Source organism: Marivivens sp. ABH4_498, from assembly GCF_056160585.1.
In genome coordinates this window covers 660,633-675,126 of record NZ_JBSWXL010000001.1, presented here as the reverse complement: position 1 = coordinate 675,126, position 14,494 = coordinate 660,633, and the positions used below count along the sequence as shown (strand labels likewise).

Genomic DNA, 14,494 nt, shown 5'->3' with positions numbered 1-14,494 from the left:
GCACAGGCCCTAGAACGATAGCTTTTTGAACACAGGTTCGGGGATCAATTTGATCACCGTCATGATCGGGAACCAGATTTTCGCGGTATAGATCACGTTCCGTTTCTTTGAGACGCCTTTTAGGATGTCGGCAACGGCGGCCTCTGGCGTTGTCATCGCGGGCATTTTCATACCCCAAGTCATCGACGTATCCACAGGCCCTGGTTTCACCGTCATCACGTGCACGCCCGAACGGCCCAAACGGTTGCGCAGGCCCGACAGATACGTGGCAAATCCGGCCTTGGCCGCGCCGTAGACATAGTTGCCCAATCGGCCACGGTCGCCCGCAACGGACCCAACGCCAACAATGGTGCCCTGTTCGCGCAATTCCATGATGGGCGCCAGCTGCGTCAGGAAATGCGCAGGGCCGGTAAAGCTGTCGGTGACAACGCCGTCGATCAACGACGGGTCGGCGTCAATTTCAGACTGTTCCGGCATCGATCCCACGAAAACAGCGCAGTTGATGGTCCCGACGATGGTCTTTGCGGCCTCGATTACTGGCGCAAAGGTTTCCGGCGCGCGGACGTCGATCGGCAACACCTGCGCTTCGGCTGAACCGCGCGCTTGCGCATCGGCGGCAGTTGCAGCCATGTCGTCGGTATCGCGGCCGCACAGAATGAAAGATGCGCCTTTTTCGGCCTCGGCACGAATAAACGCGCGGGCGATGGCCGATGTCGCGCCCAAGATGATCCAAGTATTGTTCATTTTTCACCTCTTAGGTTCAGGCGGCGGGTCAGGTCTGTTGCGAATGTGTGGTCGGGGTCGGTGGCATTGACCGCGTTCGCCCAATCGGTTTGTTCGGGATACATACCCGCGATTGCGGCGGGTGTGGCCATGCTATCCTTGGCGAAATAGATGCGGCCTTGGGCGGCTGCGGTCAGGGTGATTAATTCTTTGATCAGGTCCTTTGCTGCGTCGCGGGCTGGGAAATCAACGGCCAAGGTGTACCCTTCGATCGGGAAAGACATCATGCCGCCGCGACCAGGGCCCATGCGTTTCAGCACCGCCAAAGGTGACGCAAGGCCCGATTCCGCGATCGCGTTTAACATCGCCTTTAGCGCGTCGACCTGATTGGTCGGCACCACGCATTGAAACTGGTGGAACCCGCGTTTGCCATACAGTTTGTTCCAGTCCTGCACTTTATCCAGCGGGAAAAAGAACTGTTCGAAACTGCGGTTCACGGTGCGGCCTTCGGCGGGGACGCGGTTGTAATAGGCCGTGTTGAACAGTTTCACGATTGGTTTCGACAGGGCAAAGCTGGGCGCATCCAAAGGCACCTTTTTGCCGCCCTTCGGCGCATCGTATTCGCCGGATGTTACCTGTGCCTCTTCGATGATGCCGCGGCCCATGGCGTCGCCTTTGGCGGTGGCATCGATCCAGCCCACGCAATAGGGCGCCGTGCTGGCGTCCAGCCGTTCGATATGCTGTTCCCAGTTTGCCGCGCGGGTTTCCGTCACTTTCATCTGGCCCCCGCTGATTGGCGACAGCTTTAGTTTGGCGGACAGGATCACACCCGTCTGGCCCAAACCGCCGATTGTTGCACGCCATAGCGCATCATCGGCAGGCGTGATCGTTTTGTCGCCATCCGCCGTGCGCAGTGTGATTTCTGTCACGTGCTGGCCAAATGATCCGGCGTGGTGATGGTTTTTGCCGTGCACGTCCATGCCGATCGCGCCGCCAACTGTGGCGAACCCCGTGCCGGGCATAACTGTCGGCAGGTATCCCTGTTTGGCGTAAATGCGGGTCAATTCGCCCAGCGTCACGCCCGCCTCGGCATGTACGATGCCGTTTTCGAACCCGATGATACGGTTCATGCGGGACATGTCTGTTGCTTTGCCATCGGAATTCAGCGGCGCATCGCCATAGCTGCGGCGGTTGCCGATTGCGGGGCCTTCGGCGGTGATGTTGCGGGTCCGTTCTGGGCGCGCCAATTCGCCCGTAGCGGTCAGGGCGCGGCCCCAACCGGCGTAGGTGTCAGTCTTCCATTGCATGTCTTAAATTGCCTGTTTGATCGATTGCCGTTCGGCATATGGAAATACGATGAGCCCCAGACCAATCGCGAACCACAGGGTGGTCACACGGATAATGGCCGTCGCGGGCAAAGAGGTTTCTAGCGGGACGCCTTGCAGCGAAAGCAGGGCGATCATTGCGGCTTCGGCGCCGCCAACGCCGCCGGGGGCACCCGTCAGGCCGCCCGCAAGCGTCGAGAATGTAAAGATGGTCACAGCCATCCAAAATCCGATGTCCGCGCCCATCCAGACCAGCAGCAGATGGAACGCCATGCCTTCGGCGATCCAGCCAATCAGGCCCAGCCCTAAGGTCACGATCATCGTTTTGGGTGACGTAAATGCGGTCAGCGAATGGGCAGCGCGGCGCAAACGCACCATAAGCCGTGGGAACAGGCCTGTCGCGCGGTAGGCATAGGTCGTGATCGCCGACAGCAGTGTCGGGCGCGTTGCCACATAGGCCGCAAGCAAGGCCACGCAAACGACAGGCGCGCCAAAGGTCACGCCGCCCGTGCCCAATGCCAACCCCATCGCCAAAATCAGCGCCATCGCCGCCAAATCGGACGCGCGGTCCATCAGGACCAGCGGCGCGGTACGTTCTACGGCCCAACCCGTTTCGCGTTTGATCCAACGCATGCGGATCAATTCGCCCACGCGGCCGGGGGTCACGGACATGGCAAAACCACCAATGAAATGGCGAATATCTTGGCTGAATGTCGTTGGTAGACCCAGTTTCTGCGCCATGATGTGCCAGCGCCCGCCGCGAAACAGATAGTTCACTAGGCTCAGCGCAAGTAGGGCCATAAACTGCCACGCCTGCAATTTGCGCAGCTGTGCAATCGTTTCGTCCCACCCCGTCGCGGCGGCAAGCCCCGCAAGGCCAAGGATGACGAACCCGAACAACCCGCCCAATAGCGCGATGTCACGCCAGCGGCGGTTTGCCGGATTCGATTGCGCAGTATGAGGCATGATATGTGCGGTGTTTGCTGTCATTTGCCGCTGTTATGGCGACAAAATGGGGCAGGATTGTGAACCTGTTGCGGCATTGGAAACAATTTTTGCCCAAAGTGGGGGAGGAGCAGTGCCCCTCTGGGCCGAAGGCCCGTTTTCCCCGTTTTTTATAACCTTAGTGATCGGTTAGACGATCTGCGCCTCTGTCGCGGCTTTGATGTCGTCTTCGGTCACGCCATCCGCGCATTCGACGATTTTCAATCCGCCTTCGACCACATCCAAAACGCCAAGGTTTGTGATGATGCGATCTACAACGGCTTTGCCCGTCAAAGGCAAGGTGCAGGATTTCAGCAGTTTGGATTCGCCGTGTTTATTGGTGTGATCCATGACCACAACCACGCGGCCAACGCCCGCAACCAGATCCATGGCGCCGCCCATACCTTTGACCAGCTTGCCCGGGATCATCCAGTTCGCCAGATCGCCGTTTTCGGCAACCTCCATAGCGCCCAAAATCGCCATGGCGATTTTACCGCCGCGGATCATACCGAACGACGTTGCACTGTCAAAATAGGCGGTGTGGGGCAATTCAGTGATGGTTTGTTTGCCCGCGTTGATCAGGTCGGCGTCTTCTTCGCCTTCGATCGGAAACGGGCCCATGCCCAGCATGCCGTTTTCAGACTGCAGAGTGACCGACACACCTTCGGGGATGTAGTTGGCGACCAGCGTCGGGATGCCGATACCCAGATTCACATACCAACCGTCTTGTAGCTCTTGTGCGGCACGTGCCGCCATTTGATTACGATCCCAGCCCATTATACGTCCTCCGCCTTGCGCACGGTGCGTTGTTCGATACGTTTTTCATGTGCGCCTTCGATCAGGCGATGCACATAAATACCGGGTAGGTGAATGTGATCGGGGTCCAAGGTGCCCGCTTCGACGATCTCTTCGACCTCGGCGACGCAAATTTTACCGCAAGTCGCTGCGGGTACGTTGAAGTTACGCGCAGTTTTACGGAAAATCAGGTTGCCGGTGGTGTCGGCTTTCCACGCTTTGACGATGGCAAGGTCGGCAAAAATGCCTTCTTCCATGATGTAGGTTTCGCCGTTGAAATCACGATGGTCTTTGCCTTCGGCGATGACGGTGCCGACACCGGTTTTGGTGTAAAATCCGGGGATACCAGCGCCGCCCGCGCGCATACGCTCGGCCAAAGTGCCCTGCGGGTTAAATTCCAGTTCCAGTTCGCCAGACAGGTATTGGCGCATAAATTCTGCGTTTTCCCCAACATAGGACGAAATCATTTTTTTGACCTGACGAGTCTGCAGCAATAGGCCGATGCCGAAATCGTCGACGCCTGCGTTGTTGGATGCAAATGTAAGGTCTTTGGTGCCTGCTTCTTTTATGGCGTCAATCAGCAGTTCAGGAATGCCGCACAAGCCGAAGCCGCCCGATGCGATGAACATGCCATCGAACAACAGACCGTCTAGGGCTTCGGATGCGCTTCCGAATATTTTATTCATAACTTCCCCCTCTTTGGGTTAGGCCAAATTGGCTGGCGGTCCCCCCTCGTAGGGTCAAGTTAGGTCGGATTTTTATGCGGTTGTCAAATTTTTGCTGTGGTGCAGCGAAAAAAGCTGCAGCGCAAAAAAGAAGCGGGCCGTAGCCCGCTGCCTTATTCGTCTTTTTCTGCGGTTTTTTTCTTTGCCGCAGTTTTCTTGGCGGCCGGTTTTTTCGCCGCTGGTTTCTTCGCGGCGGCCTTTTTGGCGGGGGCTTTGCGTTTCTTACCGCTTTTCGCCGCCTTTTCGTTCACCAGTTCGATCGCTTGTTCGACGGTGACCTCTTGCGGGTCGACATCTTTGGGCAGGGTCGCGTTGACCTTTTCCCATTTGACATAAGGCCCATAGCGGCCTTCCATCACCGCCATTGCGCCGCCATCTGGGTGATCTCCCAGCTCTTTCAAAGGCTTAGCAGCCTGACGTCCGCCGCGACCCGCAGCTTTCAATGCCAACACTTCGACTGCGCGGTTCATGCCGATTTCAAACACCTCGTCGACCTCTTTGAGGTTGGCATAGGTGGTGCCGTGTTTGACGAAGGGACCAAAGCGGCCCAATCCGGCCTCGATCATCACGCCGTCATCTGGGTGAGGGCCAATTTCGCGCGGCAGGTTCAGCAGGGTCAGCGCCTTTTCCAAATCGATGGATTCGGGCGACCAGCCTTTGGGCAGCGATGCGCGGGGCGGTTTTGGCACCTCTTCGGTCACATCGCCGCGCTGAACGTAGGGGCCATAGCGGCCATCGCGCAGCGTGATTTTGTCTTCGTTATCGTAGCCCAGCAATTTGCCATCTGGACCAATACCCGAATCTGCCGCACCCGGAGGGCCGAACGGACGCGTGTAACGGCATTCTGGATAGTTCGAACAGCCAATGAACGCGCCGCCGGAACGCGCGGTGCGCATCGACAAACGACCAGCGCCGCAGTTTGGGCACAGGCGCGGATCGGTGCCTTCGTCATTCGCTGGGAACAGGTGCGGCTCTAGGACTTCGTTGATTTTTTCCAGAACGTCGGTGATCCGCAGTTCGGATGTTTCCGCAACCGCAGCAGAAAAATCTTTCCAGAATTTTTCCAGCAGTTTGTGGTAATCCACATTGCCTGCCGACACTTCGTCCAGTTCGTGTTCCAGTTCCGCCGTGAAATCGTATTCCACGTATTGTTTGAAATAGTTCGACAGGAACACCGTGACCAAACGGCCTTTGTCCTGCGGGATCAGGCGGTTTTTATCTTTGCGAACGTAATCGCGATCCTGAATTGTGGTCACAATCGACGCATAGGTGGACGGACGGCCGATACCCAATTCTTCCATGCGTTTGACCAGCGTTGCCTCGGTATAGCGGGGCGGAGGCTGAGTGAAATGCTGTTCGGGTGTGACCGATTTTTTGTCGGCCTTGTCGCCCGTGTTCAGCAATGGCAGGCGTTTGTCGTCGTCATCGATAACGCTGTCGTCGCGGCCTTCTTCGTAGACGGCGATGAAACCTTCGAACAACACGACCTGACCTGTCGCGCGCAGAACGACCTGATCGTCGTCAGAGGCGATATCAACGGTTGTGCGTTCCATCTGTGCGGCGGCCATCTGGCTGGCGATGGTGCGTTTGTAGATCAGATCGTACAGTTTTTTCTGATCGGATTCAGATAGTTTGGCGTCCTCGGGAGATACAAACATATCCGTTGGGCGGATACATTCGTGGGCCTCTTGCGCGTTTTTCGCTTTGTTTTTGTACATGCGCGGGCTGGACGGCAGGTATTTTTCGCCGAACTTTGCCTTGATCGCGTCGCGGGCGGACATGACAGCCTCGGGGGCCATGTCGATGCCGTCGGTACGCATGTAGGTGATCAAACCGGCCTCGTACAAACGCTGCGCCGCGTTCATGGTCTGACGCGCGCCCATGCCAAATTTGCGCGATGCCTCTTGCTGCAGGGTCGAGGTCATAAAGGGCGGCGATGGGTTGCGGTTGGCGGGTTTCGCTTCGACCGATGTCACCTTTAGGTCGCGGTGTTCGATAGCGGCAGCGGCAATCGCGGCCTGATTTTCATCAGGGATGTCGAATTTATCCAGCTTTTTGCCAGCGAAATGGGTTAGGCGGGCTTCGAATGCTTGGCCGCGCGGGTTGGCCAGCATTGCTTTGACCGTCCAATATTCTTGGGCGCGGAAGGATTCGATTTCCATTTCGCGTTCAACGATCAGACGCAGGCACACCGATTGCACGCGGCCAGCCGAACGGGCGCCAGGCAGTTTGCGCCACAGAACAGGCGACAGGTTGAAACCCACCAGATAGTCCAACGCACGGCGGGCCAGATAGGCCTCGACCAGTGGCGCGTCGACCTGACGTGGGTTTTGCATGGCTTCGGTGACGGCGGCTTTGGTGATCGCGTTGAATGTCACGCGGCTAACGGCGGTCGATTTTTTGATCGCGCGGCGTTTGGTCAGCGCCTCTTGCAGGTGCCAGCTGATCGCTTCTCCTTCGCGATCGGGGTCGGTCGCGAGGATCAGTTCGTCGTCGTCTTTTAGGGCGTCTGCAATCGCTTTGACATGCTTTTTGCTGTCGTTTGCGACCTCCCAAGTCATCTCGAAATTGTTTTCGGGGTCAACCGAACCGTCTTTGGGGGGCAGGTCACGGACGTGTCCGTAGGATGCCAGAACGGTATAGTTCGGTCCCAAATATTTGTTGATTGTCTTAGCTTTAGCCGGAGATTCGACAACAACAACTGGCATGGGGACTCCTGTAACGACAGCATGGTCTATAGCGGCGCAACATGTGTGCGATGCATTTGAAATGTCAATGCATCAAAATTAATTGCGTCAAACGGTCGTCATGACAAGAGCGATATCATCCCCCCGGGTTGGCGTTGAATGCGGCCGTCCAATTCCAAATCCACGATCGCCGGTCCGCCTTGTTTTGGGTTCAGTTTGAGATCGCGTAAAACCTGATCTTCGGCGATCGGCGATGGGCCAAGACGCGACAGGATCTGTGTGTGCAAATCTGCGGTTTCCCGCAAGCTGCGTTTTTGCGGTTTCGGTTTGGGCTGAGGTAAGTCGAGCGGCATTTGCGGTGCGATTGGCGCGAGGGCCTGTAAAATATCGTCGGCGCTGCGCACCAATGTCGCACCATCGCGGATCAAGGCGTTGCAGCCGCCTGCGCGACCATCAAATGGGTGTCCGGGCACGGCCATAACATCGCGGCCTTGGGCCAATGCGGTTTCTGCTGTGATCAAACTGCCAGATTTCTGCGCGGCTTCGACCACGACAGTGGCGCGGCACAAGCCCGAAATGATCCGATTACGCGCCGGAAAATGGCGGGCTTGGGGTTGCAGGCCAACGGGTTGTTCCGACAATCGCAACCCTTTGGCACCGATCGCATGGAATAAATCGGTATTTTCTTGCGGGTATATAACGTCCACGCCGCCGCCTAATACCGCGATTGTGCCACTTTCGACGGTGACCGAATGAACGGCCGCATCGATCCCGCGCGCCAGTCCCGACACAACCACGTAGCCTGCCTCGGCCATTTCGGTCGCGAGCTTGCGCGCCATCCGCGTGCCCAGTGATGATGTATTGCGGGCGCCGATCAGTGCGATCATCGGGCGCTGTAAAAGGTCGACATTGCCGATTGCCCATAAAAACGGAGGGGCGTCGTTGATGTCCGCCAAATCCGTTGGGTATTCTGGTTCGCCCATGCAAATCATCCGCGCTTTGGCAGTGCGGGCCGATTTCAGTTCGGCGTGAATGACGCCTTCGGGACAGATTTCATAGTTTCGCACGCCAGCAGCGGCTGCGATTTGTGGCAAAGCCTCTAACGCGGCGGCGGCGCTGCCGTGTTCCGCCATAAGGCGATGATATGTAGACACGCCCACGCGCCGTGATCGCAACAGACGAAGACGATTAAAACGGTCTTCCTCCGTGGTGGGTGGGAGTTGGGGGTGAAAAGAAGACTGTGATGCTGGGGGCATTCTGCGCTCCGTCTGTTGCAAGACTTGGATAGCAATCCGAATCTTAAACAGACGTAAACGCAGATAAATTAATTCGAATTAGGCCGAACCACCGACGGTCAGGCCGCCAATCATCAGCGACGGCTGGCCAACGCCGACAGGCACCCATTGGCCTGCTTTGCCGCAGTTGCCGATGCCCGGATCCAGCGCCATATCATTGCCGATGGCGCGAATTTGGCCCATTGCAGTTGGCCCATCGCCAATCAGCGTGGCCCCTTTGACGGGTGCGCCGACCTGACCGTTTTTGACGCGGTAGGCTTCGGTGCAGGAGAAAACAAATTTGCCGTTGGTGATATCCACCTGACCACCGCCAAAGCCGACGGCGTAAATGCCATCTTTGAGATCAGCCAGAATCGCCGCAGGGTCAGAATCGCCGCCCAGCATGTAGGTGTTTGTCATGCGCGGCATTGGCGCGTGTTCGAAACTTTCGCGGCGGCCGTTACCTGTGGGTTCGACGCCCATCAGGCGGGCGTTTTGGCGGTCTTGCATATAGCCGACCAAAATGCCGTCTTCGATCAGGACGTTTTTGGCCGATGGCGTGCCTTCGTCATCGACGGTAATCGACCCGCGGCGGCCTTCGATGGTGCCATCGTCCAGAACGGTCACGCCTTTGGCAGCGACCTGTTGGCCAATGCGGCCCGAAAACGCGCTGGTGCCTTTGCGGTTGAAATCACCCTCTAACCCGTGACCGACCGCTTCGTGCAGCAGAACGCCGGGCCAGCCTGGGCCCAATACGACATCCATGACACCTGCTGGCGCGGCTTCAGCATCAAGGTTGACCAAGGCGATCCGCAACGCTTCGCGTAGTGCAGGTTCCCAGTGGTCGCGGGTGATCAGGCCCAGCAGTCCTTCGCGGCCGCCGCCGCCGTGGCTGCCGGATTCGCGACGGCCGTTGGCGTCTTCAACGATGACGCTGATGTTGATGCGGCTCATTGGGCGGGTGTCGGTGACCAAAATGCCGTCAGGGCGCAGGATCACGACCTCTTGCAATGATGCGGCAAGCGACGCTGTGACTTGAACGACGCGTTTGTCCATCTGGCGCGCGGTTTCGTCGATTTCCTTTAGCAGGTCGATCTTCGCAGGGAACGTCGCCTGAGAGATCGGGTCAACGTCGCTATATAGATGACGGTTGGTTGGTTTCGGTCCATCGGCCAACACGCCGCCGCCCGCGCCAATCGCCAGCATCGCGGTTTGTGCGGCGCGTTTCAGCGAAGATTCGGAAATCGTGGTGGAATGGGCATAACCGGTGGTTTCGCCGCGAACGGCGCGCAAACCGAATCCTTCAGAGGCGTCATAGCTGGCGGTTTTGATACGACCATCGTCTAAAACCAGTGCTTCGGACCGGCGGCGTTCCAGAAAAAGCTCTCCGTCATCAGCGCCGTTCGTGGCCTGTTGGACGATCGAAAGGGCCGATTCCATGTCCAAATTGGTGTCAAACGGGCGGAAAATGTCGGTTTGCATGGGCGTCTATCCTGTTGGCGGCTTTGATATAGGTCAAAAAAAGGACAATATGCCGCCCTTGGGGTTCTTGAGTTGTGCCTCAGGATATGTGACATGCTTCGCTGGATACAATGGGATTCCGTAAATCTGTTTGCGACATTCCGAGACGGGAGGGGTTTTGGCCCCGACAAGACACAGGGTATAAAATGCGACTGACCAATTTTGCCACCAAGCTTTCGGCAGCTGCTGCGATGGTATTCGCCGGCATGGCCGCCCGGGCGCAAGATGTGACCGAGGGACTGGAAATCGTTGGTGCACCAGTTGATGGTGCATTAGGTTTTCAACCTGCTTCGACCGAACTAGCCCGCGATCTGCAGTGGCTGGACGGCATGCTGCTAGTGATCATTACCGCGATCACACTGTTTGTTGTTGCGCTGCTGGCGTTCGTAATCGTTCGCTACAACCGCCGCGCCAACCCAAATGCAGCGACCTTCACCCACAACTCTCCTTTGGAAGTTGCATGGACCGTCCTGCCGATCGTGATCCTTGTGGTCATCGGTTCGTTCTCTTTGCCGATCCTGTTCAAACAGCAGGAATTCCCAGAAGGTGACATCACCATCAAAGTAACCGGCTACCAGTGGTACTGGAGCTACGAATATGTTGATGACGCCGTGATGTTCGACAGCTACATGCTGGGCCACCCTGCAACTATGCCTGCGTCGATCGAAGCAGAACCATTCGTTCGCTCTGAAGGCATGAATGAACTGCTGGCATCCTACGGCTACTCCGAAGATGAATTCCTACTGGCAACGGACACCGCAGTTGTTGTTCCTGTAGGCGCAACCGTTGTGATGCAGGTGACCGCAGCAGACGTGATCCATTCGTGGACAATCCCAGCATTCGGCGTCAAACAAGACGCTGTTCCTGGCCGTCTGGCACAGCTGTGGTTCGCAGCGGAACGCGAAGGCATCTACTTTGGCCAGTGTTCGGAACTGTGCGGTAAAGACCACGCATACATGCCGATCACCGTCAAAGTCGTAAGCCAAGAAGCCTATGACGCATGGCTGGAAACTGCGAAAGAAGAATTCCCAGCGTAATCGCGGAATTCGGGCGGCTTTGGTCGCCACCTGATAAAGCTGCGCGGCGGGTGATCCCCGCCGCCTTTGTCAAACAAAACCTTGGACCTCGATATGACGGACGCTAGCTTGCAAGATACGCCACGCGAAGCCGGTTTGGGTGATTACTTTGCCCTGTTAAAACCGCGTGTGATGTCGCTTGTGGTTTTCACCGCACTTGTTGGTTTGATTGTTGCGCCGGTGCCGGTCCATCCGTTCATCGCGTTTGTTGGCATTTTGTGCGTCGCTGTGGGTGCAGGTGCATCCGCGTCGCTGAACATGTGGTGGGATGCGGACATTGACCGCATCATGAAACGCACCGCAAACCGCCCGATTCCGTCGGGCAAGGTTCAACCCGAAGAAGCCTTGGCCGTTGGTCTGGCGCTGTCGGGATTTTCCGTGATCCTGCTGGGATTGGCCGCCAACTGGCTGGCTGCGTTCCTGCTGGCGTTCACCATCTTTTTCTACGCCGTTGTCTATTCGATGTGGCTGAAACGTTCGACACCGCAGAACATCGTGATTGGCGGCCTCTCTGGCGCGCTGCCTCCGATGATCGGTTGGGCGATTGCGACGGGCAACATCACCATTGAATCGACGCTGCTGGTTGCGCTGATTTTCATGTGGACCCCGCCGCATTTCTGGTCGCTGGCGATTTTCGTGAAATCGGACTACGGCCGCGCTGGTGTGCCTATGCTGACCGAAACGCATGGTCGCCGCGTCACCCGTAATAACATCATGGGTTACATGGTCGCACTTGTGCCGGTTGCGCTGGCGATTGGCTTCACCTCGATCGGTGGCCCCCTATATCTGGCCGTGTCTGCGGCGCTGAATGTGTGGTTCTTGAAAGCGTGCTTTGTGGTTTGGCGCCGCGACGAAGAGCAGGCAGAGGCCGACAATTTCGCCGCTGAAAAGAACGCGTTCAAAGTGTCCTTGGCTTATCTGTTCCTGCATTTCGCAGTGTTGCTGGTTCTGCCGGCAACCGGATTTGGAGGCTGGTAATGACGATTAAAGTCGAACACGAAATGCACACCCGCCGTAAGTCAAAGAACTACGGTGTGTTCATCCTTTTGATTGCGTTTGTTGCGCTGGTTTTTGGCCTGACTGTGGTCAAAGTCCTGCAGCTGGGCGACGCGAAAATGTTTGAAGCAAACGACCATGTTGTGCGCCCTGCGTTGATCCCGACCGAGGAGGCGCAGCAATGAAACTGTTCCCAAACGTACAGGGCCCCAAACGCACCGTGCTGCAATTGCTGACGGTTGTGTTTGTGATGGGCGGGCTGTCTTGGGCGTCGGTGCCGTTTTACAGCTGGTTTTGCGCTGTAACGGGTTTCGGCGGCGTCACAGACGTGGCCGATGCGGGTAGTGATGTCGTATTGGACCGCGAAATGACCATCCGTTTTGATGCGTCGACCGATCCATCGCTCGCGTGGACTTTCAAACCGGTTGAACGCGAAATGACCGTGAAAATCGGTCAAACTGCTTTGGCCTATTACGAGGCAACGAATATTTCCGACCGCCCTGTTGCGGGTCAGGCGACATATAACGTTGTCCCATACGAAGCAGGCGGCTTTTTCGACAAAATCGAATGTTTCTGCTTTACCGAACAGGTGTTGCAGCCGGGTGAAACCGTGCTGATGCCCGTTAGCTTTTTCGTCGACCCTGCAATCGTCGACGACCGCGATGCAAAGTATACACACACGATCACGTTGGGTTATACTTTCTTCGAAATTCCGCTGCCGGAGGAACAAACCGCGGCATTAATCAACGCGGCTCCGGCCGAAACACAGACAAACTAAAGTCCAGCCTCAGGGAATACCGACATGGCTCACGCTAAGAACCACGACTATCACATCCTACCGCCTTCGATTTGGCCGTTCCTTTCGTCCGTTGCAGCATTCATCATGCTGTTCGGCGCGGTCATGTGGATGGCCAACGACATGCCTTGGCTGTTCTTCATCGGCTTTGTTGCGACGCTGTATTCGGCAGGCGCATGGTGGGCTGACACCATCAAAGAAAACATCGCAGGCGATCACACCCCTGTTGTGCGCATCGGTCTGCGTTACGGCGTGATCTTTTTCATCATGTCCGAAGTCATGTTCTTTGTGGCTTGGTTCTGGGCGTTCTTCAAAACCAGCATGTACCCAATGTGGACATATGCAGGCACCGAATACGTCAAACCAGAAATCCACACGGTTGACGCATTCCACCTGCCACTGATCAACACGCTGATCCTGCTGTGTTCGGGTGCTGCAGTGACTTGGGCACACCACGCGCTGGTTCACGAAAACAACCGCAAAGACCTGATCCAAGGTCTGACCATCGGTATCCTGCTGGGCGCTGTTTTCACCCTGTTCCAGGCATACGAATACTACGAACTGATCGCACACGAAGGTTGGTCGCTGGGTGGTGACATCTTCTACAACACCTTCTTCATGGCGACCGGTTTCCACGGCTTCCACGTTCTGGTTGGTACCGTATTCCTGCTGGTCTGCTTGATCCGCGCGAAAAAAGGTCACTTCACCCCAGAGAGCCACGTTGGTTTCGAAGCAGCAGCTTGGTATTGGCACTTTGTTGATGTTGTGTGGCTGTTCCTCTTCGTTGCTGTATACATTTGGGGTCAGAGCGGCTTCTAAAGCTGTGGCGGGGTTGACCCGCCGCCCAAGACAAGACAACAAACGCGCGGGGCAATGCCTTGCGCGTTTTGCGTATGAATAGGGGTTACGATGCGTCGTTATTTATTCGTTTTTTTGTTGGGAATTCCTGGCTTGGCCGTTTTGCTGGGGCTGGGCGTCTGGCAGATGCAGCGCCTAGACTGGAAACAGGACATTCTGGCGGAAATGGACACGCGTATTGCTGCGCGCCCCATCGAATTGCCGATGAACCCACAAGAAGGCACCGACGAATATCTGTCCGTTCGCATGACGGGAACGCCCACGGGGGACGAACTGCATGTTCTGTCGTCGGGCACTGCTGCGGGCACAGGATACCGCGTGATTTCGGCGTGGGAAACGGATACGGGCCGCCGCGTCATGGTCGACATGGGCGTGATGCCGCTGGACCGCAAACGCCTGAACCCTGACATCGCGACGCAAAACATCACTGGTAACTTGCTGTGGCCCAATGACGCCGCCGATAAATCGCCAGCGCCGGATCTGGAAAACAATCTATGGTTCGCCCGTGATGCGGCCGCAATGGCGAACGTGTTGCAGGCAGAACCATTCATGGTCGTTCTGCGCGATTCCGATAACCCCGACCGCCGGATCACGATGGTTCCGGTCGATACATCCAATATTAAAAACGACCACCGCGAATATGCGATCACTTGGTTCCTGTTGGCGCTGGTATGGGCGGCGATGACAGGGTATTTCGTGTATCGGTCGAACAAAGCCGCAAAGAAGGACTGATA

Annotated in this window: 14 protein-coding genes; 6 read left to right on the top strand and 8 right to left on the bottom strand. The window is 56.8% G+C overall.

Going from position 1 to position 14,494, the window contains the following annotated elements; translation table 11 throughout:
* Nucleotides 1-9 precede the first annotated feature (9 nt).
* From ACXAGA_RS03465 to tldD, 8 genes are all read right to left on the bottom strand, one after another.
* Entirely contained in the window at nucleotides 10-744 is a 735-nt protein-coding gene (locus ACXAGA_RS03465; RefSeq protein WP_475116107.1) for an SDR family NAD(P)-dependent oxidoreductase, read from the bottom strand.
* Complete coding sequence (locus tag ACXAGA_RS03460; protein ID WP_475116106.1) at nucleotides 741-2,030, bottom strand: FAD-binding oxidoreductase; 1,290 nt, start codon at nucleotides 2,028-2,030, stop codon at nucleotides 741-743. Before ACXAGA_RS03460 ends, ACXAGA_RS03465 begins: the two co-directional genes overlap by 4 nt.
* 3 nt (nucleotides 2,031-2,033) lie before the next feature.
* Entirely contained in the window at nucleotides 2,034-3,038 is a 1,005-nt protein-coding gene (locus ACXAGA_RS03455; protein ID WP_475116105.1) for a lysylphosphatidylglycerol synthase transmembrane domain-containing protein, read from the bottom strand.
* Between the two features lie 144 nt (nucleotides 3,039-3,182).
* Complete coding sequence (locus ACXAGA_RS03450) at nucleotides 3,183-3,809, bottom strand: 3-oxoacid CoA-transferase subunit B (protein ID WP_475116104.1); 627 nt, start codon at nucleotides 3,807-3,809, stop codon at nucleotides 3,183-3,185.
* Entirely contained in the window at nucleotides 3,809-4,513 is a 705-nt protein-coding gene (locus tag ACXAGA_RS03445) for a CoA transferase subunit A (RefSeq protein ID WP_475116103.1), read from the bottom strand. Before ACXAGA_RS03445 ends, ACXAGA_RS03450 begins: the two co-directional genes overlap by 1 nt.
* A gap of 152 nt (nucleotides 4,514-4,665) precedes the next feature.
* A complete protein-coding gene (gene topA, locus ACXAGA_RS03440; protein ID WP_475116102.1) occupies nucleotides 4,666-7,260 on the bottom strand; it encodes a type I DNA topoisomerase in 2,595 nt (864 codons plus the stop codon).
* Nucleotides 7,261-7,358: 98 nt separating this feature from the next.
* Nucleotides 7,359-8,495, bottom strand: a complete 1,137-nt coding sequence (dprA, locus tag ACXAGA_RS03435; protein ID WP_475116101.1) for a DNA-processing protein DprA — start codon at nucleotides 8,493-8,495, stop codon at nucleotides 7,359-7,361.
* A 78-nt stretch (nucleotides 8,496-8,573) separates the two neighbouring features.
* The gene (gene tldD / locus ACXAGA_RS03430) at nucleotides 8,574-9,995 is read right to left on the bottom strand and encodes a metalloprotease TldD (RefSeq protein ID WP_475116100.1); all 1,422 of its coding nucleotides are present in this window, start codon (nucleotides 9,993-9,995) and stop codon (nucleotides 8,574-8,576) included.
* A 185-nt stretch (nucleotides 9,996-10,180) separates the two neighbouring features.
* Here tldD and coxB point away from each other — a divergent pair, with 185 nt between their 5' ends.
* The 6 genes from coxB to ACXAGA_RS03400 all read left to right on the top strand — a co-directional run bounded on the left by coxB (nucleotide 10,181) and on the right by ACXAGA_RS03400 (nucleotide 14,492).
* Nucleotides 10,181-11,071 carry a cytochrome c oxidase subunit II gene (gene coxB, locus ACXAGA_RS03425; RefSeq protein ID WP_475116099.1) on the top strand — a complete coding sequence of 297 codons (891 nt, stop codon included), beginning with the start codon at nucleotides 10,181-10,183 and terminating at the stop codon, nucleotides 11,069-11,071.
* Between the two features lie 93 nt (nucleotides 11,072-11,164).
* Nucleotides 11,165-12,088, top strand: coding sequence for a heme o synthase (cyoE, locus tag ACXAGA_RS03420; protein WP_475116098.1), 924 nt, complete (start codon nucleotides 11,165-11,167; stop codon nucleotides 12,086-12,088).
* On the top strand, nucleotides 12,088-12,291 hold the full coding sequence (locus ACXAGA_RS03415; RefSeq protein WP_475116097.1) for a hypothetical protein: 204 nt from the start codon (nucleotides 12,088-12,090) through the stop codon (nucleotides 12,289-12,291). Before cyoE ends, ACXAGA_RS03415 begins: the two co-directional genes overlap by 1 nt.
* Complete coding sequence (locus ACXAGA_RS03410) at nucleotides 12,288-12,884, top strand: cytochrome c oxidase assembly protein (RefSeq protein WP_475116096.1); 597 nt, start codon at nucleotides 12,288-12,290, stop codon at nucleotides 12,882-12,884. Before ACXAGA_RS03415 ends, ACXAGA_RS03410 begins: the two co-directional genes overlap by 4 nt.
* Nucleotides 12,885-12,908: 24 nt before the next feature.
* Nucleotides 12,909-13,721 carry a cytochrome c oxidase subunit 3 gene (locus ACXAGA_RS03405; RefSeq protein WP_475116095.1) on the top strand — a complete coding sequence of 271 codons (813 nt, stop codon included), beginning with the start codon at nucleotides 12,909-12,911 and terminating at the stop codon, nucleotides 13,719-13,721.
* 90 nt (nucleotides 13,722-13,811) lie between these two features.
* On the top strand, nucleotides 13,812-14,492 hold the full coding sequence (locus tag ACXAGA_RS03400; protein ID WP_475116094.1) for an SURF1 family protein: 681 nt from the start codon (nucleotides 13,812-13,814) through the stop codon (nucleotides 14,490-14,492).
* The last annotated feature ends 2 nt before the right edge of the window (nucleotides 14,493-14,494 follow it).

Excerpts from the sequence above, each read along its gene's own strand:
- coxB (WP_475116099.1), top strand. The coding sequence starts at position 10,181 with ATGCGACTGACCAATTTTGCCACCAAGCTTTCGGCAGCTGCTGCGATG.
- ACXAGA_RS03405 (WP_475116095.1), top strand. The coding sequence starts at position 12,909 with ATGGCTCACGCTAAGAACCACGACTATCACATCCTACCGCCTTCGATT.
- cyoE (WP_475116098.1), top strand. The coding sequence starts at position 11,165 with ATGACGGACGCTAGCTTGCAAGATACGCCACGCGAAGCCGGTTTGGGT.
- ACXAGA_RS03450 (WP_475116104.1), bottom strand. The coding sequence starts at position 3,809 with ATGGGCTGGGATCGTAATCAAATGGCGGCACGTGCCGCACAAGAGCTA.
- ACXAGA_RS03455 (WP_475116105.1), bottom strand. The coding sequence starts at position 3,038 with ATGACAGCAAACACCGCACATATCATGCCTCATACTGCGCAATCGAAT.
- ACXAGA_RS03400 (WP_475116094.1), top strand. The coding sequence starts at position 13,812 with ATGCGTCGTTATTTATTCGTTTTTTTGTTGGGAATTCCTGGCTTGGCC.
- tldD (WP_475116100.1), bottom strand. The coding sequence starts at position 9,995 with ATGCAAACCGACATTTTCCGCCCGTTTGACACCAATTTGGACATGGAA.
- ACXAGA_RS03410 (WP_475116096.1), top strand. The coding sequence starts at position 12,288 with ATGAAACTGTTCCCAAACGTACAGGGCCCCAAACGCACCGTGCTGCAA.
- topA (WP_475116102.1), bottom strand. The coding sequence starts at position 7,260 with ATGCCAGTTGTTGTTGTCGAATCTCCGGCTAAAGCTAAGACAATCAAC.
- ACXAGA_RS03445 (WP_475116103.1), bottom strand. The coding sequence starts at position 4,513 with ATGAATAAAATATTCGGAAGCGCATCCGAAGCCCTAGACGGTCTGTTG.
- ACXAGA_RS03415 (WP_475116097.1), top strand. The coding sequence starts at position 12,088 with ATGACGATTAAAGTCGAACACGAAATGCACACCCGCCGTAAGTCAAAG.
- ACXAGA_RS03460 (WP_475116106.1), bottom strand. The coding sequence starts at position 2,030 with ATGCAATGGAAGACTGACACCTACGCCGGTTGGGGCCGCGCCCTGACC.
- dprA (WP_475116101.1), bottom strand. The coding sequence starts at position 8,495 with ATGCCCCCAGCATCACAGTCTTCTTTTCACCCCCAACTCCCACCCACC.
- ACXAGA_RS03465 (WP_475116107.1), bottom strand. The coding sequence starts at position 744 with ATGAACAATACTTGGATCATCTTGGGCGCGACATCGGCCATCGCCCGC.